The organism is Achromobacter sp. GD03932 (assembly GCF_029839485.1).
Taxonomy (GTDB): Bacteria; Pseudomonadota; Gammaproteobacteria; order Burkholderiales; family Burkholderiaceae_B; genus Achromobacter; species Achromobacter bronchisepticus_A.
On the sequence record NZ_JAOCAT010000026.1, the window covers coordinates 1 to 23,167 of the forward strand.

The following is a 23,167-nucleotide window of genomic DNA, read 5'->3' on the forward strand; positions in this document are numbered from 1 at the left end:
TATATATCGAATAGTTCCGATATAAGATTCGATAAATTGCGATACTTCAATATGACGGTCTCAACTTCCAGCCCCGACCCTGCCGCCTCGCTACCTGCCATCGACGCCGACGCCATCCTCAAGGCGCTGGCCAATCCGGTGCGGCGCGACATTCTTGCCTGGCTGAAGACGCCGCACGCGTACTTCGAGGTACGCCCGGGCCATACCTTCGAGCATGGCGTATGCGCGGGCCACATCGATGAACGCTGCGGACTGTCCCAGTCCACCGTGTCCTCGCACCTGGCCGTTCTGCAGCGCGCGGGCCTGATCTCGGCGACCAAGGTGGGGCAGTGGATTTTTTACCGTCGCAACGAAGCCGCCATTGCCGCGTTCCTGCGGCAATTGAACCAGGATATGTAGCCCCGCTACGCCGCCAGCGGCCCCTTCATCCGGGGCCAAGGATTTACGCATGAGCCAACTTTTCGAACCCCTGCGCGCAGGCGATCTGACGCTGCGCAACCGCATCGTGATGGCGCCCTTGACGCGCATGCACGCCAGCCCGGGCCGCGTGCCCAACGACCTGATGGTCGAGTATTACACCCAGCGCGCCGGCGCCGGCATGATCCTGACCGAAGCCACGGCGGTCACCCCGCAAGGCGTGGGCTATGCCGATACGCCGGGCCTGTGGACCCCCGAACAGGTCCAGGGCTGGCGCAAGGTCACGTCCGCGGTGCACCGGGCCGGCGGCCTGATCGTGGCGCAGCTCTGGCACGTGGGCCGGATCTCCGATCCCATGTTCCTGGACGGCGAACTGCCCGTGGCGCCCAGCGCCATTGCGGCCAAGGGCCACGTCAGCCATGTGCGGCCGCAGCGCGCCTACGTCACGCCGCGCGCGCTGGAAACCGCCGAGATTCCGGGCGTGGTCGAGGCTTACCGCCACGGCGCGCAGATGGCCATGGAGGCCGGTTTCGACGGCGTGGAAGTGCATGCCGCCAACGGCTATCTGCTGGACCAGTTCCTGCAGGACAGCACCAACCACCGCACTGACGCCTATGGCGGTTCGCTCGAAAACCGCGCGCGGCTGCTGCTGGAAGCGGTGGACGCCAGCGTGTCGGTGTGGGGCGCGGGCCGCGTGGGCGTGCATCTGTCGCCGCGCGGGGAAATCCACACCATGGGCGATTCCAACCCGGCCGCCACCTTCGGCTACGTGGCGCGTGAACTGGGCAAGCGCGGCATCGCCTTCCTGTGCGTGCGCGAGTATGAAGCCGCCGACAGCCTGGGCCCGATGCTCAAGGCCGAGTTCGGCGGCACGTACATCGCCAACGAAGGATTCGGCCGCGAGTCGGCCGAGGCCGCCATCGCCGCGGGCCGGGCCGATGCCGTGGCCTTCGGCGTGCAATACATCGCCAACCCGGACCTGGCGCGCCGCTTCGAACTCAAGGCGCCGCTGAACCGGCCCAACCCGGCCACGTTCTATGCGCCTGGCCCGGGCGGCTATACCGACTATCCGGCCCTGGCTTGACCGGCTGGTCCGGCCTTCAGAGCACGGCGCGCATCGGATAGGTGAACAAGCCGAAGTGCGCCGCGTTCAGGCCCAGGTGCGCCAGCATCGCCGCGGCCAGGCCGCCGTATTTGTAGGCCAGGCCGTAGGCCGCGCCCGCCAGGCCGGCCAGCAGCATCCATTGCCAGCCGCCTGCGTAGTGCGCCAGGCCGAACAGCGCGGCCGCGATGATCAAGGCCGCCCACGAACCCCAGGCGCGGCCGCGCCACAGGTCCGTCAGCCGCTGCTGCAGGTAGCCGCGGAACAGCGCCTCCTCGGCCAAGGTCACCAGCAAGGCATTGTTGATCAGCCAGATCCAGCCCGATTGCGGCCACTTGGGCGTCCAGCCGACCACGCCCAGCGCCAGCGCGCAGCCCAGGCACAGGGCCAGCGCGCCCGCGCAGGCCAGGAACGCGGCCGACAGCGTGGCGCGCGGGGTCGGCCCCGCCATCGGCGGCGCCAGCGCCAGCACCACCCAGAACGCCACCAGCGGCTTGTCCAGGTTCAGGTACATGCCGAAAGGCACGGCGTCCGGACTCAGGGGCGCCGGCGCGATGACTTGCGGGTTGTGGAAGCCCGGCAGCCAGTGCAGGAACAGCAGCGCGGCCAGTGCGATGAAGAGCGCATGGCCGGCGGTGCGCGCCATTGCGCCCGATGCGGGCTGGACCAGCACGGCCGCCGCGATCAGCAACGCCGGCCAGACCAGCGCCACGGCGTTTATCGTGCCATCGGTCCAGGCCCAGGCGTAGGCGGCGGCAAGCGGCGCCAGCGCCCAGCGGCGCGTGGCGGGCGGCCACAGCATGGCGGCGGCGATGAACAGTGCGGACCAGGGGCTGAGCAGGGGCACGGGCGTGGACGGGCGTTGAAAGCGCTGAGTGTAAACGCGCCGCTCTGTGCAAGCCGCACGGCATGCGCGCCGGGCCGCTGAGCGCGTGTGCTGACGCCGCGCGGCGAACCCAGGTATCCTGGCGCCTGCCGGATACCTGGGAGCCAGACTATGAAATTGATCGCGTGGTTGATGTTGGCGGCGGCGGTGCTGCCTTTCGTGTCGGCGATCGTCGCCAAGGCGGGCGGAAAGAAATTCGACAACAACGATCCGCGCGCCTGGCTGGCGCGGCAGGAGGGCTGGCGGGCGCGCGCCAACGCGGCGCAGACCAATACCTTCGAATCGCTGCCGTTCTTCTACGCGGCGGTGCTGTTCGCGCTGTATACCCAGGCGCCGCCCGCGCACGTGGCCACGCTGATGGCCTGCTGGCTGGGCGTGCGGCTGGGCTATCTGGCCATGTACCTGGCGGGCTGGGGCGCGCTGCGTTCGCTGGTGTGGGCGATCAGCGTGGGCTTCATCATTGCGATCCTGTTCGCAGGCGTTTAACGGGCGGCGCCATGCGCAAGTGGCGTGTCGCGGCGCTGGCGGCCATTGCGCTGCCGGGCTTCATCTACGTCAACAACGCTGACTGGTCGGTGTCCGATCCCGGCGCGCGGGCGACGCTGCTCGCGCATCGCGGCATCGCGCAACGCTACGACACGGTGGGCATGGAGCGGGACACCTGCACCGCGACCCGCATCGTCGAACCCACGCACGGCTATCTGGAAAACACCATCGCCTCCATGCGCGCCAGCTTCGAGGCCGGCGCGGACATCGTCGAGATCGACGTCCATCCCACCACCGACGGCCAGTTCGCCGTGTTCCACGACTGGACGGTCGATTGCCGCACCGAGGGCCGCGGCGCGACGCGCGAGCACACGATGGCCGAACTCAAGGCGCTGGACATCGGCTATGGCTACACCGCGGATGGCGGCAAGACCTTTCCGTTCCGCGGGCGCGGCGTGGGCCTGATGCCCACGCTGTCCGAAGTGCTGGAGGCGTTTCCGCGCCAGCGCTTTCTCATCAACGTCAAGAGCCGCGACGCGGAGGAAGGCGCGGCGTTGGCGGCGGTGCTCAACGGCTTGCCGCCGGCCAGGCGCGCCGATTTCATGGTGTACGGAGGCGAGGAGCCGGTAGGCCGGCTGCGCGAGTTGGCGCCGGGCGTGCGCACGCTGACGCGCGCGGATCTGAAATCCTGCCTGTTGCGTTATGCGGCGGCGGGCTGGACCGGCCATGTGCCGCAAGTCTGCCGTGGCATGGCGCTGACAGTGCCGGTGAATGTCGCGCCCTGGCTGTGGGGCTGGCCCGGCCGCTTCCTGGACCGCATGGAGGCGGCGGGCAGCAGCGTGTTCCTGCTCGGTCCTTACGCCGGCGATGGCCATTCCACGGGCATCGACACGCCCGAGGACATACGCCGCGTGCCGGCGGGATACGCGGGCGGGATCTGGACCAACGAAATCGAAGCCGTGGCGCGCGCGTTCAAGCGCGGGCCATGAAAGCCGCTACTTCCATTCGAACACGGCGCGCGCGGTACCAGTGTTTTGCACCGCGACGTTGCGGTTCTGCGCCTGGCCGTTGTAGGTGGCCGAGATCTTGTAGTTGCCGGCCGGCAGCTTGACCAGCATGTACGGGCCTTCGGCAGTGGTTTGCAGCACGGACTTGCCATGCGCATCGCTGATGGTGACGGAGACATTGGCAACGTAGTCCGCCTGGCCGTCGCGTTGCGCCGCGAACGTCAGCGCCAGCGGATAGTCCTTGGCTGCGGCCTTCATGGCTTCGGATTCGTCCAGCCCGATGCCGCCGCTGACATACTGCACCGAACCCTGCTGCTGCACCGGCGGCATGCCCGCCTGGGCGGTGGACAAGATGCCGGCAAAGGCCATGCTGCCCAGCGCCATCGCGGCGGCCATGGTGCAGCGTTCTATACGCTTGTTCATGAGACTCTCCTGGATAGGACGATCTGCGCGGTTTTGTACGCGCATGAACATTTCGACCCGCATGCCGGCGCGGAGTTCGCGCCGGCGGGTCTCCGATATCAACCGATTGTTTCCGCAGCCTAGGTAAGCGTACTGCGTGCCGCGCGCCAGGAAAATGTCAGCCGGCTTTCGCCGCTGACCGAGCCGTCCGGGGCGAAGCGCCTTTCATCCAGCTGTCCGGCGCCACCGTCGCGCAGCGCCAGTACGCTGGAACTGCGGGTGCCATAGTTCGGACTGACGATGAACGGGCTGCTCAATAGCCTTTCGCGATCCAGCGGCAGACCGGTGGCGGGCAGGTCGGCGTCGTCGGCGGGCTGGCGGTCGGCCAGCGCGGCCATCAGCGCGGGCAGGTCGGGCTGCGGCCCGCTGCGCAGCACGGCTTCGAAAGCCGCCTTGGTGCGCGCCAGCTTGGGCCAGGGCGTGTCCAGCAGATGGTTGGACAGGGCGTAGACGCCTGGAGCCAGGCGGCGCGGGCCGCCATCGCGGTTGCTGAGATACCAGGCTTCGCGCGCATCGCCCACGATCAGGTTGAAGCCGTTGTAGGCCTGGCCCTTGGCATGCACTTGCGCCAGGTAGTCGGCCGCGGAGGCCGTGCCGCGCAGATAGTCTTCGACCAGCGCGCCGCGCGAAGGCGCGTTCTCGATGATCCGGCCCGGTTCGCGGAAGTTGGTGACCAGCGCATGGCGTCCGCCGGTCGTCGCGCCCATCCAGCTGCCGCCGGCCAGGCCGTCGCGGCCGGCGTAGACCTCGGGCGCATCGGGCCATTGCGCGGCGGGCAAGGTGGGGCGTTGGTGGAATTCATCGCGGTTGGCGGCGATCAGGACGGGGATGCCCGGCAGGGCGTGCAGGGCCAGTACGGCAAGACACATGGTTCAGACCTGGTTGGCGGGTTTGTCGGGAATGGCTTTGCCTGGCGCAGCCGCGAAATCCGGGCCGGCCAGCGCGGCGCGCAAGGCTTCGATCTGGGCGGCCACGTCGCGCAGCGCCGGCGCGGGCGACGCGATGGCGGCGGCCGGCATGGCCGCGCCTTGCGCAACAGCGGCGCTCATCTGGTGCAGGCTGGCCGCCAGTTGCGCCAGCTCCGCGGCGCTGGGCGCTGGCTGGTCGGCTGGCAGCGACCAGGCGGTGTCGGAAATGGCATTGGCCACGCGCTCCAGCGCGACCTCCACCGGCCACCAGGCCAGCGCGCGGCGGCTGACCAGGCGCGGTTCCGACAGCCCGCGCTGCAAGGCGATGCGCAGGTCGGACAGGCGCGCGTAGGCGCTGGCGCGCAGGTCGTGGCGGCTGGTGGGATCTGCCTGGAACACGGTGTTCAGGTAGGCGGCCAGCGTGTCCATGGCGGCGGCGACGGTGTGGTCCAGGTTGCTGCGCTCGATCCGTATCCACGGCAGGTAGCCCACCAGCAGCACGATGCCCGCGGCCACGGCCACGTCGATCAGGCGCGCCAGCGCGATGGGCCAGCTGCCTGGTTGCAGCGCGCCGATCAGCAGCATCAGGATGGGCAGCAGGATGGCCGAGAACAAGCCGTAGTTGCGCCGCACCGACCAGGGCAGCAGGGACGCCAGCCCGGCCACCGTGAGCAGGCTGACGATGCCGTTGCGGTCCAGCGCCAGCACGGTCGCGCTGATCGCCACGCCGACCACGCTGCCCGCGCAGCTTTGCAGCGCCCGCGCGAACACCGAGCCGAAGTTGGGTTTGAACACCACCACCACGATCAGCGGCACCCAGTAGGAGCGCGGCAGCGAGAACGCCATGGACACGGCCTCGGCGGCGATCAGGCACAGCCCCAGCCGCACCAGATAGCGCACGGTGGTCGGCCCCGGCCGGTAGGTGCGCGCCAGCACGCGCCAGGGCGTGCGCGGCCGCGCGGGGGGCAGGCCGGCAAAGGCGTCGGCCTCGGATAGCGTGGCGCCGTCCAGCAGGGGCTGCACCTGGGCCAGCGCGTCGGCCAAGGGTGCCATGTCCGCCTGGCGCAAGGCCGCGATGTCCTCGCGCGGGTCCGGCGTCGCATCGTTCTCCACGCGGTCGGCCAACCGGTTCATGACGCGTGCGCAATCGTGCGGCAGCACCCGGCCGGCGCGGGCCAGCTCCAGCGCGGTATTGGTCAGCGGCGTACAGGCTTGCAGCTGCGCCGCCAGCCGCGCCAGCCGGGGGGAGGGGCCGGCCGCGCCGCGGCGGGCAGCCAGCACGGTGTCGTAGGCGGTGGTCATGGCCGCTTCCATGTCGCGCCGCGCGCTCATGGTGTGCGAGGTGCCGATGGCGGCGAACATGGCGGCCAGCTTGCGGTAGGCCATGGCGACGGCGGCGCGTTCGGGCGCTATCGGGTTGACCACCCAGCCCGTCAGCGTCAGCGCCAGCCCGAACAGGCCGCCGGCTCCCACCAGCACGGAAGGCAGCCAGGACGGCAGGTTGGAAGTCAGGCTGGCGCCGACGATGACGTAGGTGGCGAATTGCAGCGTGGAAACGGCGGCGATGTTGTTGAAGGTGCCGACCAGGCTGGCCGCCAGCACCAGCAGCGTCATGGCCGCGGAGGTCCATAGCCCGTGTCCGGCAATCATCGTGCCGAGGAAGTACCCAAACGCGCCGCCGAACACGGTGGCGCCGATGGACAGCGCGCGGTTGCGGTAAGGGCCGCCATTGTCGCCGGTGATGGCGGGCAGCGCGCCCAGCGCGACCAGGGCCGCCGCCGCGCTCTGGTCCAGCGCGAGTCCGACCGCCGAAGGCAAGCCGATGGCCAGGGCGGCACGCAGCGCCACCCAGCGGCTGACGGGCGAAGGTTCCATGTGCGCCAGGCTCATCAGCCAACGCATGTTGGCGTTGCGCGCGGCATGTTTCAGCGAGGAACGGAACACGGCAGCCTCGTGGCGCGGCCCGGAATCAGGCCTTGATCAGCGGCGCCTCGTCGGGCGCGGCCAGCCGGAAGTAATCTTCCGTGTTCAGGAGGATGGAGGCGTCCAGGCGGCCGGCGTTGAACACGATTTCATCGTGGCGCTGGCGCAGGCTGGGATCCACCAGCAGGTGCAGGTCGGGATTGAAAGTGAAGGGCGGGATGGCGCCGATCTCGCAGCCGGTGAGTTCGCGCGCCAGGTCCTGCGACGCCAGCGACGCCTTTTTGCCGCCGGCCGCGCGGGCGATTGCGTCCAGGTCGGCCTGCTTGTCGGCCGGGAACACGGCCAGCACATTGCGGCGCTGGTTGGAGGATATCTTGACGCGGCAGACCAGCGCCTTGGCGCCCTGGCTGACCTCGGTGCCGCGGATCGCCGCGACTTCGACGGAGCGGCCGGCTGCGGCGTGTTCAATCAGGCGGTAGCGGGCCTGGTTCTGGGCAAGCAGGGCTTGCAGGCGTTCGAAGACTTCCATGTCGGGGCGTGTAGATCGGGATGTGGCGGGCGCAGGCCGGGAGTCGGCCTCGTACGCCGCATGATACGCCCGCCGCGCAGCGCTGCGGCGGCGCGTGCGCCGATCGCGGCCAGCCGCCTCAGATTTCTCCGGTAAAGGCGTAACCCCAGCCCCAGACGGTGCGGATCGGGAGCTCCAGGTTCAGGTCCTGGGCCTTGCGGCGCAGGCGGCTGACCAGCACGTCGGTGCGGCGCATCGATTCGTGGCCGCCATGCGAGTCCGTGATGGCTGCGTCGGCGCGCGGCAGGCGCTTGTCGGCGGAAGCCGTCAGCTTGAGCAGGAATTCGCGCTCGGCCAGCGTCAGGGCCAGGCGTTTGCCTTGCGGGCTGACCAGCGTCCAGGCCGCGTCGTGGAATTGCCATTTGGCCATCGCTTCGCCTGCCGGCGCCGGTTGCGCCGGGCGCGGCTCGGCATCTGCGGCGCGCCGGCCGGCCGCGGGTATGCGCCGCACCAGCGCCTGCAGCGCGGCGGCGATTTCCGTTGCGCCCGCGTCTGGCGGCAGGCAGACGTCGGCGCCGCAATGCAGCCCGAGTATGCGGCTTTCAGGGGAGTCGAAGTTGGATATGGCGACGATGCCCGCGGTGGTGTCCAGGGCGCGCAGGCCGGCCACGGCCATGCAGAGATCGGAAAGTTCGGTTTCCATCACCAGCAAAGGGGTGCGGCGGGCCTGAAACAGGCGGAACAGGCTGTTGGAGTCTTCGCACAGCCGGGGCGAGAAACCCATTTCCGTCAGCGCGGCGCCGCGGTGCGCGCGCACGCCGGGATCGGGCGAGAAGACGATCAGGTCTAGTAGGTCATTCATGAATCGTTGTGATCTGTGCAGCATGGGCGCATGCATGATGCATCGGATACAGCGATTTCCTAAACCTCGCACAACGCCACTTTATGACCCGAATTCTCGGGCATGGTTACGCGAGGCGTGTCGCAGCACCGTTATGGTGCGTCGGCGGGCGTTTCGTTCCACCAGCCGCCGCCCAGCGCCTGCAGCAAGGCAGCGGTGTCGGCGTGGCGCGCCGCGTCCGCCGCGGTGCGCGCAATGCGTGTCTGCAACAGTTGGCGCTGGCTGTCCAGCAGGCTCAGGTGGCTGATGCCGCCGGCCTGGTAGCGGCCTTGCGCGATGCGTTCGGCTTCATCGGCGCGGCGCCATGCCTCGTCGCTGGCCAGGTAGGCGTCGCCGTCGGTCTGTACGGCGCGCAAGGCGTCGGCGACCTGCCGGAAGCCCTCCAACACTGTTTGACGGTAGCCGGCCGCGGCCGCATCGTAGGCGGCCTCGGCCGAGCGCGTGCGCGCGCGCAGCTCGCCGCCGTGGAACAGCGGCTGGACCAGTCCCAGGCCCAGGCTCCAGACGTTCAGGCCATTGGACAGGTCGCCCACGCGGGTGCGTTGCGAGCCGAAGCTGGCGGTCAGGGTGAACTGGGGATACTGGTTGGCGACGGCCACGCCGACATTGGCCGAGGCCTGATGCCAGAGCGCTTCCGCGGCCAGGATGTCGGGCCGCTGGCGGGTCAGCGCCGACGGCACGCCGGTGGGCACGTCGGCGGGCAGCGTCAGGTCGGCCAGCCGCAGGGGCGCGGATCGCAGTTCGGCCGGCGCCAGGCCCAGGTAAGCGGCCAGTTGATGCGTGGCCTGCGCCAGCTGGTATTCCAGCGGCGGCAGCGTGGCCCGGGTCTGCGCGACCAGCAGCTCCTGATTGCGCAGATCGGCCTCGGACACGCCGCCCGCCTGTTGGCGCTGGCGCATGATGTCCTGCTGCCGCTCCTGCGCCGCAAGCAGCGCCCGCGTGTCGGTCAGGCGTTCGCTCAGGTCGGCCTGACGGATGGCGGCGGTGACCACGTTGGCGGCCAACGACATGCGCGCGGCCTGCAGCTCATGCGCCTGGTAGTCCGCCTGCGCGCCCAGGCCTTCCAGCGCGCGGCGGTTGCCGCCGAATACGTCCAGCGTGTAGGACACGTCGATGGACGCGTTGTAGAGCGTGAAGGGCGGGGGCTGTTCGGCCACCGGCACGCCGAAGGCCGCGGGGTCCACCTTCTGCCGCGTTGCCGACAGGTTGCCATTGACCTGGGGCAGCATGCGGCCGCCGGTTTCGGCGTTCAGGTCTTCGTTTGCCTGACGCAAGCGGGCGCGCGCCTGCTCCAACGTGGGACTGGCCTGCAGGGCCTGCCGCACCAGCTGGTCGAGCGCTTCGGAGCGGAACAGCTGCCACCATTGCGCAGGGATGTCGGCGCCTTCTTGCAGGCGTTGCGCGCCGATGGGCGCAGAAGCATCGCGGGGCGCGGCATAGGCGTCGACCTGCGGCGGCGCCGGGCGTTCGAAGTCCGGCCCCACGGCGCAGCCCGCGAGCAGCGCGCACAGGACCAGCGCGGCCGGGCGCGGCGGCGCAGTGGGCGGGAGGGGTAAAGGCGTGGAGCGGGACATGGCGGTTCAATCCAGGGTGCGGCGGTAGAACTTCACGGCGGCGGTCATGACGACCACGGTAAACACCAGCAGCGGCCAGATGCTGGGCCACAAGTCCCACCAGCCGTTGCCTTTGAGCAGGATGCCGCGGATCAAACGGTTGAAATGCGTCAGCGGCAGCAGGTTGCCCAGGTACTGCGCCCACATCGGCATGCCCTGGAACGGGAACATGAAACCGGACAGCAGCATGTTGGGCAGGAAATAGAACATGGTCAGCTGCATGGCCTGCAACTGGTTCTGCGCCAACGACGACAGGGTGATGCCCACCGTCAGGTTGGCGGCCACGAACACCAGCGCCGACAGGTACACGGCCAGCAGCGACCCGAGGAACGGCACGTGGAAAACAAAGTGCGCGGCCAGCAGGATGATGCTGGACTGGATCAGGCCTATCGCGATGTACGGCACGATCTTGCCCGTCATCACTTCGAGGGGCCGTACCGGCATCGCCAGCAGGTTTTCCATCGTGCCGCGTTCGCGTTCGCGCGTCATGGCCAGGCCGGTCATCATCACCAGGGTCATGGTCAGGATCACGCCCATCAGGCCCGGCACCGTGTTGTATTGCGAGATCTGCTCTTCGTTGTAGAGCTGGTGCACCAGCACGTCGAAGGGCGGCTGGCCGCCCGCCAGGCTGGCCAGCGGTCCGGTCAAGTCCTTCTGCGCCACGGCCTGCGACAACTGCGTGGCCGCGCCTATGGCCAATCCGGTCGCCATGGGATCGGTGGCGTCGGCCTCGATCAGCAGCGCGGGGCGCTCGCCGCGCAGCAGCTTGCGGCTGAAGTCCGGCGGGATGGTCAGGACGAACAGCACGCGGCCCTGGGCCAGCGCCGTGCGTCCAGCTTCTTCGTTGTCCAGTTCCTCGATGATGTGAAAGTAGTCCGACGATTTCATCGCCGCGACGAAGCTGCGCGTGAACGGACTGTGGTCCGCGGTGATGACCGCGGTGGGCATCTGTTTCGGGTTCGTGTTGATGGCGTAGCCGAACAGCGCCAGCTGCATGATGGGCAGGCCCACGATCATGCCGAAGGTGATGCGGTCGCGGCGCAGCTGCAGGAACTCCTTGAGCACCATGCTCCACCAGCGCGACCAGGAAAAGCCTTGCAGATGGCGCATCATGGCGGGCTCGCGAAGTTGTCGGTGGAGCGCTTCATCAGATAGATGAAGACGTCCTCCAGGCTGGTGTCGATGGGCTCCAGGCTCAGGTCCTGGCCGGCGATGGCGTCCCTGAGCGTGCGTTCCAGCAAGGCCGCGTCGCGGCCGCTGATGTGCAGCGCGGAACCGAACGCCACGGTCTGGTCCACGCCCGGCGCGTCGCGCAGGCGCTGCGCCAGCGGCACCAGGTTGTGCCCATGGATGGCCCAGGTGGTCAGGTGCTGCTCGGCGATGACGTCCTCGGCCGTGCCTTGCGTCAGCAGGCGGCCGTAGGAAATGTAGGCGAGCTTGTGGCAGCGCTCGGCTTCGTCCATGTAGTGCGTGCTGACCAGCACCGAGATGCCGCGCGCCGCCAGCTCATGCAGTTGCTCCCAGAAGTCGCGCCGCGCGGTCGGGTCCACGCCCGCCGTGGGTTCGTCCAGCAGCAGCAGCTTGGGCTGGTGCAGCAGGCAGGCCGCCAATGCCAGGCGCTGCTTCCAGCCGCCGGACAAGGAACCCGTCAATTGCTTGGCGCGGCTTTGCAGGCCCAGGTCTTCCAGCGCGCGCTCCACCGTTGCCTTGCGCTCGGGCATGCCGTACATGCGCGCCACGAAGTCCAGGTTCTCGCGGATGGTCAGGTCGTCCCAGTACGAGAACTTCTGCGTCATGTAGCCGACGTGCCGCTTGATCTGCGCGCTGTCGCGCAGGATGTCGTAGCCCAGGCAGGTGCCGCTGCCCGAGTCCGGCGTCAAGAGGCCGCACATCAGGCGGATGCAGGTGGTCTTGCCGCTGCCGTTGGGGCCGAGGAAGCCGAAGATCTCGCCTTCGCGCACCTGCAGCGACACGTCGTTGACGACGTGCTTGTTGCCAAAGCGTTTGTTCAGCCCGTGCACGTCGATGACGTACTGCCCGGCGGAAGCTTCCTGAGTGGCGGCGGGCGCGCTCATTGCAGCACCGCCTCCACCGGCTGCCCCGGGTGCAGCCGCGTGGCGGCTTCGGGCGCTGGCCGCGCCTGCACCATGTAGACCAGTTTGCTGCGGCTTTCGCGGCTGTAGATCACCGGCGGCGTGTATTCGGCCTGGGCCGATATGTAATCGATGCGGACAGGGATGGGATCGCCGCAGCCGTCGCAGCGCACCGTCGCCTGTTGCCCCACCTTCAGCGCGCCCAGCGCCGTTTCCGGAACGAAGAAGCGCACCTTGATATTGCCCGGCGGCAGCAGGCTCACCACCGGACTGCCGGCAGGCACCCATTCGCCCACGCGGTAGAGCGTGTCGAACACCAGCCCGGCGGCCGGCGCCGCCAGGCGCTTCTGCGCCAATGTCCATTCCGCCTGGGCCAGCGCGGCGCGGGCCGCGTCGACCTGGGCGGCCTGGGCGCGCCGCTGGTCGTCGCGGCCGGGCAGGCGGGCCACTTCCAGCTGGGCCTGCAATTCGCGCACCCGCGCCGCATCCAATTGCGCCTGTTCGCGGCTGTCGTCCAGCTGCGCGCGCGCGATGCCGCCGATGCGGAACTGGTCGGTATCGCGCCGCAATTGCGCCGCCGAGCGGCGGCTGGCCGCCTCGGCCTGCGCCAGCTGGGCGCGGCTGACGTCCACTTCGGGCGGACGCTTGCCGGTGGCGATGTCTTCTTCCTGGGCCACGGCGGCGGCCAGCTGCGCGCTGGCCTGGTCGCGCGCCGCGGTTTCGCGCGTGGCCTCCAGCGCGAAGAGCGGCGCGTCGGCTTCCACCTGTTGGCCGCGCCGTACCGGCAGCTCGGCCAACCGGCCGGCCTCGGACGACGCCACGTAGACATATTCGCCTTCGGCGTAGCCCTGGAAGAAGGCGCCGCTGTCCTTGCCGCAGCCGCCCAGGGCAAGCAAGGCCAGCGCCGAGGCGGGCAGGGGGCGGCGCAAGACGGGAGGGATGCGCATGGTCAGCGTCCTGGAATGGCGGGAGTCGGGGCGGAAGGCGAGAACAGGCCGCCGGTGAGCATGGCGATGGCGTGGGCCGCGATCGCGCGGGTGTCTATGGCTTGCGGCTGCGCGGCGTCCTGCAGGACGCGCTGCCACAGGCCGGAGGTGGCCAGCGGCAGCAGGGTCAGTCCCAGGACGGAAAGAAAGACCAGCCGCGGCTCCACGCCGGGGGTGATGGCGCCCGCAAGCTGGCATTCGGTGATGAGGCCGATGAAGGCCTGCAGGCGTTCGGCGGGCAGATGGCGCAGCACGCGTTCGCGCAGCTGACCGCCTTCATTCACGACCTCGTGCAACCACAGGGCCGGCAGCCAGGGCCGTTCGACCGCGCTCTGCACCAGTCGGCCCACGACCTCTGCGATGAAGGCGCGCGCGGCTGCGGCGGGGTCGGACGCGGGTGTCTGCGCCTGCGGCAGCGGCGACCAGACGTAGCCGATGACCGGCACGATCCGCTCTTGCACCACCGCGTCGATCAGCTGGTCGCGGCTCTTGAAGTAGTAATGCACCATCGCCGTGGTGACGCCGGCGCGTTGCGCGATGTGCGTGAGCGTGGTGGCGGCGACGCCCTGGGCCGCGAACAGGCCGGTGGCGGTGTCCAGCAGGTTGGCGCGGGCGGCGGCATTGTCGGGACGCGGCGGACGGCCGGGCCGGCGGGAGGGGGCAGAGGGAGCGGAACGCATGCGGCGTATGTTAATTAAATTATTAATTAATTAAAAGAGGGGCGCTCTTCAGGGTTACGCGCCGGATGCGCGGGCTTCGATGGTGTAATGGATCGGTACCCCATCCCGCCACCCGGGTCGTGTGCGCCAGGCCCGGGCGGCTTACTTGCAGGAGGCTGGACCGTCATGCCGCAATCGTCTTCCATCAACCGCCGCATCGTGCTCGCCGCACGCCCGCAGGGCGAGCCGGCGGACAGCGATTTCCGCCTGGAAACCGGCGAGGTGCCGCAACCCGGCCCCGGCCAGGTGCTGCTGCGCACCGTGTACCTGTCGCTCGATCCCTATATGCGCGGCCGCATGAGCGACGCGCCGTCCTATGCCGAACCGGTGCAGGTCGGCGCCGTCATGGTCGGCGGCACGGTCACGCGGGTCGAAGCCTCGAATCATCCCGACTACCGTGCGGGGGAGTGGGTGCTGGCGCAATCCGGCTGGCAGGATTACGCCTTGTCGGATGGCGCCGGCCTGCTGCGGCTGGGGCCCAATCCCGAACATCCGTCCTACTCGCTGGGCGTGCTGGGCATGCCTGGGTTCACCGGCTACATGGGCTTGCTGGACATCGGCCAGCCCAAGGCGGGCGAAACCGTGGTGGTGGCCGCGGCCAGCGGCGCGGTCGGGGCGGTGGTCGGCCAGATCGCCAAGATCCATGGCTGCAAGGTGATCGGCATCGCGGGCGGCGCGGACAAGTGCCGCTACGTGGTCCAGGAACTGGGCTTTGACGACTGCCTGGACCACAAGGCGCCCGATCTGCCGGGCCGCCTGGCGCGCGCCGTGCCGCAGGGCATCGACGTGTATTTCGAGAACGTCGGCGGCGCGGTCTTCGACGCGGTGCTGCCGCTCTTGAACCCGCGCGCGCGGATACCGGTCTGCGGCCTGATTTCGGCCTACAACGCCACCAGCCAGCCGCAAGGGCCGGACCGCCTGGGCCTGCTGATGCGCGCCATCCTCACCAAGCGCCTCAAGATGCAGGGCTTCATCATCTTCAACGAATACGCGCACCGCTACGGCGAATTCCGCGAGGCGATGGAAGACTTGATCAAGCAAGGCCGCATCAAGTACCGCGAGGATGTGGTCGATGGGCTGGAGAACGCGCCGCGCGGCCTGATGGGGCTGCTCAGGGGTGAAAACGCCGGCAAGCGCATCGTGCGCGTCGGCCCGGACGAAAGGAGCGCCACATGAACATCCTGATCGTGCTGACTTCCCACGACACGCTGGGCAACACCGGCCGCAAGACCGGCTTCTGGCTGGAGGAGTTCGCTGCGCCGTACTACGCCTTCGTCGACGCCGGCGCCAAGGTCACGCTGGCTTCGCCCGCGGGCGGCCAGCCGCCGCTGGACCCCAAGAGCGACGACCCCGACGCCCAGACCGACGACACGCGGCGCTTTCGCCAGGATGCGGACGCGCAGCGGCAACTGGCCGCCACCTTGCGGCTGGCGCAGGTGCAGGCGGCCGACTACGACGCCGTGTTCTACCCCGGGGGCCACGGCCCCTTGTGGGACCTGGCGGAAGATTCCAATTCGGTTGCGCTGATCGAAACCATGCTGGCGGCGGGCAAGCCCGTCGCGGCCGTCTGCCATGCGCCCGGCGTGTTGCGCCACGCCAAGACGGCCGACGGCAAGCCGCTGGTGCAGGGCAGGCAGGTCACCGGCTTTTCCAATGCCGAAGAGGCGGCTGTGCAATTGAGCGACGTGGTGCCCTTCCTGGTCGAGGATGAACTGAAGCAGTTGGGCGGGCAGTACACCAGCGGCCCGGACTGGCAGCCGCACGTGGTCGGCGACGGCCTGCTGGTCACGGGCCAGAATCCAGCGTCTTCCGTGGGCGTGGCGCAGGCGCTGCTGGACCGGTTGAAGGATTGAGTCCTGGCGTGCCGGACCCGGATCCTGCGGCATGCGCGGGACGGGGCCGGCACTGCTTTGCCCCGGGGCGCGGCATCTGATCGGCAAGGATTGCTGCGCAATGTGTCAGAATCGCGACCTTTTGCTACAGCGCAATGCGGCACGACCCACTTGCGCGCGATGACCGATGCCTCCAGACGTACCCGAATATCCCGCAGGCTCCTGCGTGGCGGCCTTGTTTGCCGCCATGCGGGCGCGCGACCCGGCCACCGGCCGCCATTCCGAAAGAGTTGTTGCGCTGAGCGTGGCGCTGGCCCGGGCCTGCGGCCTGCCGGAATCCGAGCAGGAGGTGGTCGCGGTCGCTGCCCGCCTGCATGACATCGGCAAGATCGGCACGCCGGACCGAGTGCTGTATTCGCCCAAGCGGCTGGACCCGGACGATTGGGCAATCATGAAGGCGCACGCCGCGGTGGGCGCCGACATCATCATGCACAGCGACATCCCGCAACGCGAGCTGATCGCGCGGGCGGTGCGCCATCACCACGAGCATTTTGACGGATCAGGCTATCCCGCAGGCCTGCGCGGCGAGAACATCCCGCTGCATTCGCGCATCATTTCCCTGGCCGATTCCTACGATGCCCTGGGCGATGCGCGTCCCTATCACCCCGCGCGCACGCACGCGGAGATCATGCGCATCCTGCACCAGGAAGCCGGCGCCAAATGCGACCCGGCGCTGTTGCGCACATTCGAATCGATGATCGCGAAGAGCCCGCTAAGGGTTCCGTAGCACAGACCCCGCCAGCACCGCCGGCGGGTTGCGCAAGTCGGGCGGCGGGTCACTTCAAGCGGTAATTCGCCGCCACCAACGCCAATTCCTGCAGCGTGCGCTGCTGCCACGCGGCATCATGCCCCAGCTCTTCGGCCAGGATGCGCGCCACTTCGGGCGCCGCCAGCATCGCGGCCTCGCTGTCCAGGAACAAGGCGCGGTTGCGTCGCGCCAGCACATCCTCGGCGCTGCGCGCCAGTTCGTACCGCGCAGCGAAACGCACGTGCGCTTCCGACAAGCCACTGCTCTTGACCAGCATGCGGTCGGCGCCGGGCAGCGCCTTCAAAGCCGGCAGGTCGCTGCCGTAGTAGCTGTCCGGCGTGCCGGCATGTTCCTGCGACGGAGCCAGGCCCGCAGCGCCATGCAGCGGCAGCGATTCGGTGCGGCAGGTGGCCTGCGTCAGTAGCTGATGCTGGATGGCCGTGTCGACCACGTCCTGCGCCATGCGGCGGTAGGTGGTCCACTTGCCGCCGGTGACGGTTACCAGTCCGGCCTTGGACACCAGGATGGTGTGCTCGCGCGACAAGGACTTGGTGGAGGCTTCGCCGGTGGCCTTGACCAGCGGACGCAGTCCGGCCCAGACGCTGGTGACGTCGTCGCGCGTAGGCTTGCGGCTGAGATAGCGCGCCGCGGTGCTCAGGATGAAATCCACGTCCTGCGCGCCCGCTTGCGGATCCAGCGGCAGATCGTCGCGCGGCGTATCGGTGGTGCCGACAATGGTGTGGCCATTCCATGGCACCACGAACAGCACGCGGCCGTCGTCGGTCTTGGGAATCAGGATGGCGCGCTTGCCCGGCAGGAAATCCTGCGGCAAGGTCAGGTGCACGCCCTGGCTGGGCGCGACCATGGTCTGCGCGTTCTTGTCTTCCATGCGCCGCACCGCGTCCACCCATACGCCGGTGGCGTTGACCACGCAGCGCGCGCGCAGCGTGAAGCTGGCGCCGCCGATCGCATCCTGCACGGTAACGCCGTCGACCTTGCCGCCCGTCATGGTCAGGCCGGTGGCGCGCATGTAGTTCACCGCGGTGCCGCCCAGGTCGAACAGCGTGCGCATCAGGCTCACCGCCAGGCGCGCATCGTCGAACTGGCCGTCGTAATACAGCACGCCGCCTTTGAGATTCTTGCCCTGCACGTTCTCGGCCAGCGTCGGCGCGTTGGCCAGCGTGTCGCGGCGCGACAGCCAGCGGCTGGGCGCCAGGTTCAGCTTGCCGGCCAGCATGTCGTACATCTTCAGGCCGATGCCATAGAAGGGCTGGTCGAACAGGTTGTAGGCCGGCACCACGAATCCCAGCGGCCACACCAGGTGCGGCGCGTTGCGGTTGAGCAGGCCGCGTTCGTGCAGCGCTTCGCGCACCAGGCTGACGTTGCCCTGCGCCAGATAGCGGACGCCGCCGTGCACCAGCTTGGTGGCCTTGCTGGACGTGCCCTTGGCGAAGTCCGCGCCTTCGATCAGCAGGGTGCGATAGCCGCGCGAGGCGGCATCGACGGCCGTGCCCAGGCCGGTGGCGCCGCCGCCAATGACGATCACGTCCCAGGAGTGCGTGTTGTCCAGCGTGTTCAGGAGGCGGTTGCGGTCGGGCGGGGCGACGGAGGCTAGCGGTTGGTTCATGGGATTCAAGGTGTTTGCTTCAAGGTATTCGGGGCGGCCGCGACGTCGCAGCGCACGCCCGCGTCCAGCAGGACTTGCGCCAGCGGCTCTTGCGGATGCGCGTCGGTGAAGAAGCGGTCGATTTGCGAGATGTGCGCCAGTTCCACCATGGCCTGGCGCTTGAATTTGCTGCTGTCGGCGGCAAGCCAGACTTCGCGGGACTGTTCGATGATGGTCCGCGCCACGCGCACTTCGCGGAAGTCGTAATCGCGCAGCGTGCCGTCGGCCTCGATGCCGGAAATGCCGATCAGGCCGATGTCGACCTTGAACTGGCGGATGAAGTCCATGGTGGCTTCGCCGACGATGCCGCGGTCGCGCGAACGCACCACGCCGCCGGCCACGATGACTTCGCAATCCGGGTTGTCCGAGAGGATGTCGGCGACGTGCAGGTTGTTGGTGATGACGCGCAGGCCGCGATGGCGCAGCAGGGCGCGCGCAATCGCTTCGGTGGTGGTGCCGATGTTCAGGATCAGCGAACAGCCGTCGGGCACGGCGCGCGCCACGGCCTCGGCGATGCGCTGCTTGCCGGCGGCGTGCAGGCCCTGGCGCTTGCGGTAGGCGATGTTCTCGATGGTGGACGCTTCGATGCGCACGCCGCCGTGAAAGCGCGACAGCAGGCCCGCTTCGGAAAGAATATTGACGTCGCGCCGCACCGTCTGCAGCGTGACGTCAAAGCGTTTGGCGAGCTCCTCGATCGAGGCCGAGCCTTGGGCCCGCACCATTTCGATCAAGGCGCTCTGTCTGGGGTTCAGTGTCATGTTCGTATAGTAAAACAACAAAAGCGAAAAATAATGCCGCGCCGCAAGATTGTTTTTTGTTCGCTTCTTGAGTAAAACGCACAATAAACGAAAGCTATCTGAAAGAGTATGCTCATCCTGCTGTTCGCTTGAATGCAGGCCGAGCCGCTGTACCGAATACCGAAGTCCGCCGTAAAAAACAGGGACGTATTAGTAGGTAGAGGAGACCAGATGCAGCTGAACTTGGACAGGGTAGGTTTGCGGGCCGGCTCGCAGACGCACCTGTATCCCATGAGCCTGGCCCCCGTCGAGGGCGCCATGACGGTATTGCTGGGGGCCACCCTGGCGGGCAAGACCTCGCTGATGCGCATCATGGCCGGGCTGGACCGGCCCACCGAAGGCCGCGTGCTGGTCGACGGCGCCGACGTGACCGGCGTGCCAGTGCGCCAGCGCAATGTCGCCATGGTCTACCAGCAGTTCATCAATTACCCCTCCATGTCGGTCTACGACAACATCGCTTCGCCGCTCAAGCTGCGCGGGGCGGCGGACATCGGCGAAAAAGTCCGCGCCATGGCGGCGCGGCTGCACATCGATCATCTGCTGGAACGCTATCCCTCGGAGCTGTCCGGCGGGCAGCAGCAGCGGGTGGCGCTGGCCCGGGCGCTGGCCAAGGACGCGCCGCTCATCCTGCTGGACGAGCCCCTGGTGAACCTGGACTACAAGCTGCGCGAGGAACTGCGCGACGAACTTTCCGAGTTGTTCGCCGAAGGACGCTCCACGGTGGTCTATGCCACTACCGAGCCGGGCGAGGCCCTGTTGCTGGGCGGCCACACCGCGGTGCTGGATGCGGGCGAACTGCTGCAATACGGTCCCACGGCCGAGGTCTTTCACCGCCCCAATTCCATCCGCGTGGCCCGCGCCTTCAGCGATCCGCCCATGAATCTGTTTGCCGCGCGCCGCACGGCATCCGGCTTCGTGCTGCACGGAGACCTGGCGGTGGAACGGGCGCTGCCGCAAGGCGCCGATACGGAGATTACCGCCGGCCTGCGCGCCGGCGCCCTCGATGTCGAGCCGCGGCCTGGCCACATCGTGCTGCCCGGGGTGGTGAAGCTGGCCGAGATCTCCGGGTCCGACACCTTCGTGCACGCCCAGACGGAGGCGGGCGACGTGGTGGCGCAATTGCCCGGGGTCCACCGCTATACGCTGGACCACCGCGTGCAGTTCTATTTCAACCCGGCGCAGACCTATGCCTTCGGCGCGGGCGGCGCGCTGCTGGCGGCGCCGCGGCAGCCGGCGGGCGCGGGGGAGGCGGCCTGATGGCGCAGATCGAGCTGGACCTGTCCCATTCCTACGTTGCAGACCCCAAGACCGACGAGGACTATGCGCTGCTGCCGCTTTCCTTCACCTTCAAGGACGGCGGGGCCTACGCCTTGCTGGGGCCGTCCGGTTGCGGCAAGACCACGCTGCTCAATTGCGTGTCGGGCCTGCTGCGGCCGTCGCACGGGCGCATCCTGTTCGACGGCCAGGACGTCACGGACAAGACCCCGCAGGCGCGCAACATCGCCCAGGTATTCCAGTTTCCGGTGGTGTACGACACCATGACCGTGGCCGAGAACCTGGCGTTTCCGCTGCGCAACCGCGGCATGGCGCCCAAGCTCATCGGCGAACGCGTCGGGCGCATCGCCGAGATGCTGGAGATGTCGCATGTGCTGGACCGGCGCGCCAGCGGCCTGACCGCCGACGCCAAGCAGAAGATTTCGCTGGGACGCGGGCTGGTGCGCAGCGACGTGTCGGCCATCCTGTTCGACGAGCCGCTGACCGTGATCGACCCGCAGCTCAAATGGGAGTTGCGGCGCAAGCTCAAGGAAATCCACCACGAGTTCAAGCTGACGCTGATCTACGTGACGCACGACCAGACCGAGGCGCTGACCTTTGCCGACGAGGTCATGGTGATGGCGCGCGGCAGGGCGGTGCAGGTCGGGACCGCGGATGACTTGTTCCAGCGGCCGGCGCATACCTTCGTGGGCCATTTCATCGGCTCGCCGGGCATGAACTTCCTGCCGGCGCAATGGCGCGACGGCGGGTTGGAAGTGGGCAAGAGCCGCGTCGCCGGGCTGCCGGCGGAGATGGCGGCAAAGCTGGACGGCGCGGGTCCCGTGAAGCTGGGTGTGCGCCCCGAATACTTGCGCATCACCGAGCCGGGCGCGCCCGGCGCCGTGGCCATGCGCGTGGAGCGGGTGCAGGACGTGGGCACCTACACGCTGCTGGTGGCGGACTTCGAGGGCGCGCCGGTGCGCGCCCGGCTGGCCAGCAACATCGTCCCGGCCGCGGCCGGCGGCACGGTCTGGCTGTCGGTGCTGAATCCGCACACCTGCTTTTACCGCGACGAGGAGCTGATCCGATGAAACCCATAGATCACCGGGCCTGGTTCCTGGTCCTGCCCGTGGTGCTGTGCGTGGCGTTCTCGGCCATCCTGCCGCTGATGACCATCGTCAACTATTCGGTGCAGGACATCATCTCGCCCGAGCGCCGCGTCTTCGTCGGCACCGAGTGGTACGCCGCCGTGCTGCAGGATGAAGAACTGCATGGCGCGCTGTTCCGCCAGATCGGCTTTTCTCTGGCCGTGCTGGCCATCGAGATCCCGCTGGGCATACTGCTGGCCCTGTCCATGCCCGCCAGCGGCTGGCGCGCTTCCGCCGTGCTGGTGATCATCGCGCTGTCGCTGCTGATCCCCTGGAACGTGGTGGGCACCATCTGGCAGGTGTTCGGGCGCACCGACATCGGCCTGCTGGGGGCCACGCTGTCGTGGTTGGGCGTGGACTACAACTACACCGGCAACGACTTCGACGCCTGGGTCACGGTGCTGATCATGGACGTATGGCACTGGACGCCGCTGGTGGCGCTGCTGTGCTACGCGGGCTTGCGCGCCATACCGGACGCCTATTACCAGGCCGCCCGCATCGACGGCGCCTCGCGCCTGGCGGTGTTCCGCTACATCCAGCTGCCCAAGATGCGCGGCGTACTCATGATCGCGGTGCTGCTGCGCTTCATGGACAGCTTCATGATCTACACCGAGCCCTTCGTACTGACGGGCGGCGGGCCGGGCAACGCCACCACCTTCCTGTCGCAGTACCTGACGCAGAAGGCGGTGGGCCAGTTCGACCTGGGGCCGGCGGCCGCGTTCTCCATCATCTATTTCCTGATCATCCTGCTCTTGTGCTTCATCCTCTACAACTGGATGCAGCGCGCCGGAACCACTGGCGGCTTTGACGAGGAGCGCGCAAATGCGTGAGAAAAATTCCGGCTGGCGCGGCGTCTTCCTGACCCTGTACCTGATCTTCGCCATCCTGCCGCTGTACTGGATGCTGAACATGTCGTTCAAGACGAACACGGAGATCGTCAGCACCCTGACGCTGTGGCCGCGCGACTTCACCTTCGAGCACTATCGCACCATCTTCACCGACCCGGCCTGGTACTCCGGCTACATCAATTCGCTGATCTACGTGGTCATCAACACGGTGATTTCCCTGGCCGTGGCGCTGCCGGCGGCCTACGCCTTTTCGCGCTACCGCTTCATCGGCGACAAGCACGTGTTCTTCTGGCTGCTGACCAACCGCATGACGCCGCCCGCGGTGTTCCTGCTGCCGTTCTTCCAGCTCTACAGCTCCTTCGGCCTGATGGACACGCACCTGGCCGTGGCGCTTGCGCACCTGGTGTTCAACGTGCCGCTGGCGGTCTGGATCCTGGAGGGCTTCATGTCCGGCGTGCCGCGCGAGATCGACGAGACCGCCTATGTCGACGGCTATTCCTTCCCGCGCTTTTTCCTGACGATCTTCCTGCCGCTGATCAAGTCGGGCGTGGGCGTGGCGGCATTTTTCTGCTTCATGTTCAGCTGGGTGGAGCTGCTGCTGGCGCGCACGCTGACCTCGGTCAACGCCAAGCCCATCGTCGCCACCATGACCCGCACCGTGTCGGCTTCCGGCATGGACTGGGGCGTGCTGGCCGCGGCGGGCGTGCTGACCATCGTGCCGGGCGGCATCGTCATCTGGTTCGTGCGGCATTACATCGCGAAGGGCTTCGCGATGGGCCGGGTGTAGAGGCAAGGAGAGCGCG

At 68.3% G+C, this 23,167-nt stretch carries 24 protein-coding genes; 11 read left to right on the forward strand and 13 right to left on the reverse strand.

What is annotated here, in order from left to right:
• Positions 1 to 51: 51 nt before the first annotated feature.
• Together N5C88_RS22300 and N5C88_RS22305 are read left to right on the forward strand one after the other, a co-directional pair.
• A complete protein-coding gene (locus N5C88_RS22300; protein ID WP_059380022.1) occupies positions 52 to 399 on the forward strand; it encodes a metalloregulator ArsR/SmtB family transcription factor in 348 nt (115 codons plus the stop codon).
• A gap of 49 nt (positions 400 to 448) precedes the next feature.
• Positions 449 to 1,501 carry an alkene reductase gene (locus N5C88_RS22305; protein WP_280016275.1) on the forward strand — a complete coding sequence of 351 codons (1,053 nt, stop codon included), beginning with the start codon at positions 449 to 451 and terminating at the stop codon, positions 1,499 to 1,501.
• 16 nt (positions 1,502 to 1,517) lie between these two features.
• Here N5C88_RS22305 and N5C88_RS22310 read toward each other — a convergent pair whose 3' ends face one another.
• Positions 1,518 to 2,321 (reverse strand): CPBP family intramembrane metalloprotease, encoded by an 804-nt coding sequence (locus N5C88_RS22310; RefSeq protein WP_280016307.1) that lies wholly within the window; start codon positions 2,319 to 2,321, stop codon positions 1,518 to 1,520.
• Positions 2,322 to 2,516: 195 nt separating this feature from the next.
• On the opposite strand from N5C88_RS22310, the gene N5C88_RS22315 reads away from it, so the two are divergent.
• Positions 2,517 to 2,891: an MAPEG family protein gene (locus N5C88_RS22315; RefSeq protein WP_280016276.1), complete on the forward strand. Its 375-nt coding sequence runs from the start codon at positions 2,517 to 2,519 to the stop codon at positions 2,889 to 2,891.
• Between the two features lie 11 nt (positions 2,892 to 2,902).
• Entirely contained in the window at positions 2,903 to 3,880 is a 978-nt protein-coding gene (locus N5C88_RS22320) for a glycerophosphodiester phosphodiesterase family protein (protein ID WP_280016277.1), read from the forward strand.
• A gap of 6 nt (positions 3,881 to 3,886) precedes the next feature.
• On the opposite strand, the gene N5C88_RS22325 is transcribed toward N5C88_RS22320, so the two are convergent.
• The 10 genes from N5C88_RS22325 to N5C88_RS22370 form a co-directional block, all read right to left on the reverse strand.
• Entirely contained in the window at positions 3,887 to 4,321 is a 435-nt protein-coding gene (locus tag N5C88_RS22325) for a carboxypeptidase-like regulatory domain-containing protein (RefSeq protein ID WP_059380027.1), read from the reverse strand.
• A gap of 119 nt (positions 4,322 to 4,440) precedes the next feature.
• Positions 4,441 to 5,229: an NRDE family protein gene (locus N5C88_RS22330; protein ID WP_059380028.1), complete on the reverse strand. Its 789-nt coding sequence runs from the start codon at positions 5,227 to 5,229 to the stop codon at positions 4,441 to 4,443.
• Positions 5,230 to 5,232: 3 nt separating this feature from the next.
• Positions 5,233 to 7,212 carry an FUSC family protein gene (locus N5C88_RS22335; protein WP_251879878.1) on the reverse strand — a complete coding sequence of 660 codons (1,980 nt, stop codon included), beginning with the start codon at positions 7,210 to 7,212 and terminating at the stop codon, positions 5,233 to 5,235.
• A gap of 25 nt (positions 7,213 to 7,237) precedes the next feature.
• Positions 7,238 to 7,720 (reverse strand): YbaK/prolyl-tRNA synthetase associated domain-containing protein, encoded by a 483-nt coding sequence (locus tag N5C88_RS22340; RefSeq protein ID WP_059380030.1) that lies wholly within the window; start codon positions 7,718 to 7,720, stop codon positions 7,238 to 7,240.
• A gap of 118 nt (positions 7,721 to 7,838) precedes the next feature.
• The gene (locus N5C88_RS22345) at positions 7,839 to 8,561 is read right to left on the reverse strand and encodes a response regulator transcription factor (protein WP_118932077.1); all 723 of its coding nucleotides are present in this window, start codon (positions 8,559 to 8,561) and stop codon (positions 7,839 to 7,841) included.
• Positions 8,562 to 8,692: 131 nt separating this feature from the next.
• A complete protein-coding gene (locus N5C88_RS22350; RefSeq protein WP_251879881.1) occupies positions 8,693 to 10,174 on the reverse strand; it encodes an efflux transporter outer membrane subunit in 1,482 nt (493 codons plus the stop codon).
• A gap of 6 nt (positions 10,175 to 10,180) precedes the next feature.
• Positions 10,181 to 11,326 (reverse strand): ABC transporter permease, encoded by a 1,146-nt coding sequence (locus N5C88_RS22355; RefSeq protein WP_059380032.1) that lies wholly within the window; start codon positions 11,324 to 11,326, stop codon positions 10,181 to 10,183.
• Complete coding sequence (locus tag N5C88_RS22360; RefSeq protein ID WP_118932074.1) at positions 11,323 to 12,288, reverse strand: ABC transporter ATP-binding protein; 966 nt, start codon at positions 12,286 to 12,288, stop codon at positions 11,323 to 11,325. The genes N5C88_RS22355 and N5C88_RS22360 overlap by 4 nt, the downstream gene beginning before the upstream one ends.
• Positions 12,285 to 13,253, reverse strand: coding sequence for an HlyD family efflux transporter periplasmic adaptor subunit (locus N5C88_RS22365; RefSeq protein ID WP_280016278.1), 969 nt, complete (start codon positions 13,251 to 13,253; stop codon positions 12,285 to 12,287). The genes N5C88_RS22360 and N5C88_RS22365 overlap by 4 nt, the downstream gene beginning before the upstream one ends.
• Before the next feature lie 2 nt (positions 13,254 to 13,255).
• Entirely contained in the window at positions 13,256 to 13,972 is a 717-nt protein-coding gene (locus N5C88_RS22370) for a TetR/AcrR family transcriptional regulator (RefSeq protein ID WP_059380098.1), read from the reverse strand.
• A gap of 165 nt (positions 13,973 to 14,137) precedes the next feature.
• On the opposite strand from N5C88_RS22370, the gene N5C88_RS22375 reads away from it, so the two are divergent.
• The 3 genes from N5C88_RS22375 (at position 14,138) to N5C88_RS22385 (ending at position 16,630) form a co-directional block, all read left to right on the forward strand.
• Positions 14,138 to 15,187, forward strand: a complete 1,050-nt coding sequence (locus N5C88_RS22375) for an NADP-dependent oxidoreductase (RefSeq protein ID WP_280016279.1) — start codon at positions 14,138 to 14,140, stop codon at positions 15,185 to 15,187.
• Positions 15,184 to 15,864 carry a type 1 glutamine amidotransferase domain-containing protein gene (locus N5C88_RS22380; RefSeq protein ID WP_059380036.1) on the forward strand — a complete coding sequence of 227 codons (681 nt, stop codon included), beginning with the start codon at positions 15,184 to 15,186 and terminating at the stop codon, positions 15,862 to 15,864. The genes N5C88_RS22375 and N5C88_RS22380 overlap by 4 nt, the downstream gene beginning before the upstream one ends.
• 166 nt (positions 15,865 to 16,030) lie before the next feature.
• The gene (locus tag N5C88_RS22385) at positions 16,031 to 16,630 is read left to right on the forward strand and encodes an HD domain-containing phosphohydrolase (protein ID WP_059380037.1); all 600 of its coding nucleotides are present in this window, start codon (positions 16,031 to 16,033) and stop codon (positions 16,628 to 16,630) included.
• A 49-nt stretch (positions 16,631 to 16,679) separates the two neighbouring features.
• Here N5C88_RS22385 and N5C88_RS22390 read toward each other — a convergent pair whose 3' ends face one another.
• Positions 16,680 to 18,278 (reverse strand): glycerol-3-phosphate dehydrogenase/oxidase, encoded by a 1,599-nt coding sequence (locus tag N5C88_RS22390; protein WP_118932072.1) that lies wholly within the window; start codon positions 18,276 to 18,278, stop codon positions 16,680 to 16,682.
• Between the two features lie 5 nt (positions 18,279 to 18,283).
• Entirely contained in the window at positions 18,284 to 19,096 is an 813-nt protein-coding gene (locus tag N5C88_RS22395; RefSeq protein WP_041653853.1) for a DeoR/GlpR family DNA-binding transcription regulator, read from the reverse strand.
• 189 nt (positions 19,097 to 19,285) lie between these two features.
• On the opposite strand from N5C88_RS22395, the gene N5C88_RS22400 reads away from it, so the two are divergent.
• The 4 genes from N5C88_RS22400 to N5C88_RS22415 are packed head-to-tail and all read left to right on the forward strand — an operon-like array spanning position 19,286 to position 23,151.
• Entirely contained in the window at positions 19,286 to 20,371 is a 1,086-nt protein-coding gene (locus N5C88_RS22400; RefSeq protein WP_280016280.1) for an ABC transporter ATP-binding protein, read from the forward strand.
• The gene (locus N5C88_RS22405) at positions 20,371 to 21,459 is read left to right on the forward strand and encodes an ABC transporter ATP-binding protein (protein ID WP_059380039.1); all 1,089 of its coding nucleotides are present in this window, start codon (positions 20,371 to 20,373) and stop codon (positions 21,457 to 21,459) included. Before N5C88_RS22400 ends, N5C88_RS22405 begins: the two co-directional genes overlap by 1 nt.
• Positions 21,456 to 22,346, forward strand: a complete 891-nt coding sequence (locus N5C88_RS22410; RefSeq protein WP_118932070.1) for a sugar ABC transporter permease — start codon at positions 21,456 to 21,458, stop codon at positions 22,344 to 22,346. The genes N5C88_RS22405 and N5C88_RS22410 overlap by 4 nt, the downstream gene beginning before the upstream one ends.
• The gene (locus N5C88_RS22415) at positions 22,339 to 23,151 is read left to right on the forward strand and encodes a carbohydrate ABC transporter permease (protein ID WP_280016281.1); all 813 of its coding nucleotides are present in this window, start codon (positions 22,339 to 22,341) and stop codon (positions 23,149 to 23,151) included. Before N5C88_RS22410 ends, N5C88_RS22415 begins: the two co-directional genes overlap by 8 nt.
• Positions 23,152 to 23,167: the final 16 nt, after the last annotated feature.

Excerpts from the sequence above, each read along its gene's own strand:
- N5C88_RS22350 (WP_251879881.1), bottom strand. The coding sequence starts at position 10,174 with ATGTCCCGCTCCACGCCTTTACCCCTCCCGCCCACTGCGCCGCCGCGC.
- N5C88_RS22355 (WP_059380032.1), bottom strand. The coding sequence starts at position 11,326 with ATGATGCGCCATCTGCAAGGCTTTTCCTGGTCGCGCTGGTGGAGCATG.
- N5C88_RS22405 (WP_059380039.1), top strand. The coding sequence starts at position 20,371 with ATGGCGCAGATCGAGCTGGACCTGTCCCATTCCTACGTTGCAGACCCC.
- N5C88_RS22320 (WP_280016277.1), top strand. The coding sequence starts at position 2,903 with ATGCGCAAGTGGCGTGTCGCGGCGCTGGCGGCCATTGCGCTGCCGGGC.
- N5C88_RS22380 (WP_059380036.1), top strand. The coding sequence starts at position 15,184 with ATGAACATCCTGATCGTGCTGACTTCCCACGACACGCTGGGCAACACC.
- N5C88_RS22340 (WP_059380030.1), bottom strand. The coding sequence starts at position 7,720 with ATGGAAGTCTTCGAACGCCTGCAAGCCCTGCTTGCCCAGAACCAGGCC.
- N5C88_RS22375 (WP_280016279.1), top strand. The coding sequence starts at position 14,138 with ATGCCGCAATCGTCTTCCATCAACCGCCGCATCGTGCTCGCCGCACGC.
- N5C88_RS22315 (WP_280016276.1), top strand. The coding sequence starts at position 2,517 with ATGAAATTGATCGCGTGGTTGATGTTGGCGGCGGCGGTGCTGCCTTTC.
- N5C88_RS22330 (WP_059380028.1), bottom strand. The coding sequence starts at position 5,229 with ATGTGTCTTGCCGTACTGGCCCTGCACGCCCTGCCGGGCATCCCCGTC.
- N5C88_RS22370 (WP_059380098.1), bottom strand. The coding sequence starts at position 13,972 with ATGCGTTCCGCTCCCTCTGCCCCCTCCCGCCGGCCCGGCCGTCCGCCG.
- N5C88_RS22345 (WP_118932077.1), bottom strand. The coding sequence starts at position 8,561 with ATGAATGACCTACTAGACCTGATCGTCTTCTCGCCCGATCCCGGCGTG.
- N5C88_RS22310 (WP_280016307.1), bottom strand. The coding sequence starts at position 2,321 with ATGCTGTGGCCGCCCGCCACGCGCCGCTGGGCGCTGGCGCCGCTTGCC.
- N5C88_RS22365 (WP_280016278.1), bottom strand. The coding sequence starts at position 13,253 with ATGCGCATCCCTCCCGTCTTGCGCCGCCCCCTGCCCGCCTCGGCGCTG.
- N5C88_RS22325 (WP_059380027.1), bottom strand. The coding sequence starts at position 4,321 with ATGAACAAGCGTATAGAACGCTGCACCATGGCCGCCGCGATGGCGCTG.
- N5C88_RS22305 (WP_280016275.1), top strand. The coding sequence starts at position 449 with ATGAGCCAACTTTTCGAACCCCTGCGCGCAGGCGATCTGACGCTGCGC.
- N5C88_RS22360 (WP_118932074.1), bottom strand. The coding sequence starts at position 12,288 with ATGAGCGCGCCCGCCGCCACTCAGGAAGCTTCCGCCGGGCAGTACGTC.
- N5C88_RS22410 (WP_118932070.1), top strand. The coding sequence starts at position 21,456 with ATGAAACCCATAGATCACCGGGCCTGGTTCCTGGTCCTGCCCGTGGTG.
- N5C88_RS22415 (WP_280016281.1), top strand. The coding sequence starts at position 22,339 with ATGCGTGAGAAAAATTCCGGCTGGCGCGGCGTCTTCCTGACCCTGTAC.
- N5C88_RS22300 (WP_059380022.1), top strand. The coding sequence starts at position 52 with ATGACGGTCTCAACTTCCAGCCCCGACCCTGCCGCCTCGCTACCTGCC.
- N5C88_RS22400 (WP_280016280.1), top strand. The coding sequence starts at position 19,286 with ATGCAGCTGAACTTGGACAGGGTAGGTTTGCGGGCCGGCTCGCAGACG.
- N5C88_RS22385 (WP_059380037.1), top strand. The coding sequence starts at position 16,031 with ATGCCTCCAGACGTACCCGAATATCCCGCAGGCTCCTGCGTGGCGGCC.
- N5C88_RS22390 (WP_118932072.1), bottom strand. The coding sequence starts at position 18,278 with ATGAACCAACCGCTAGCCTCCGTCGCCCCGCCCGACCGCAACCGCCTC.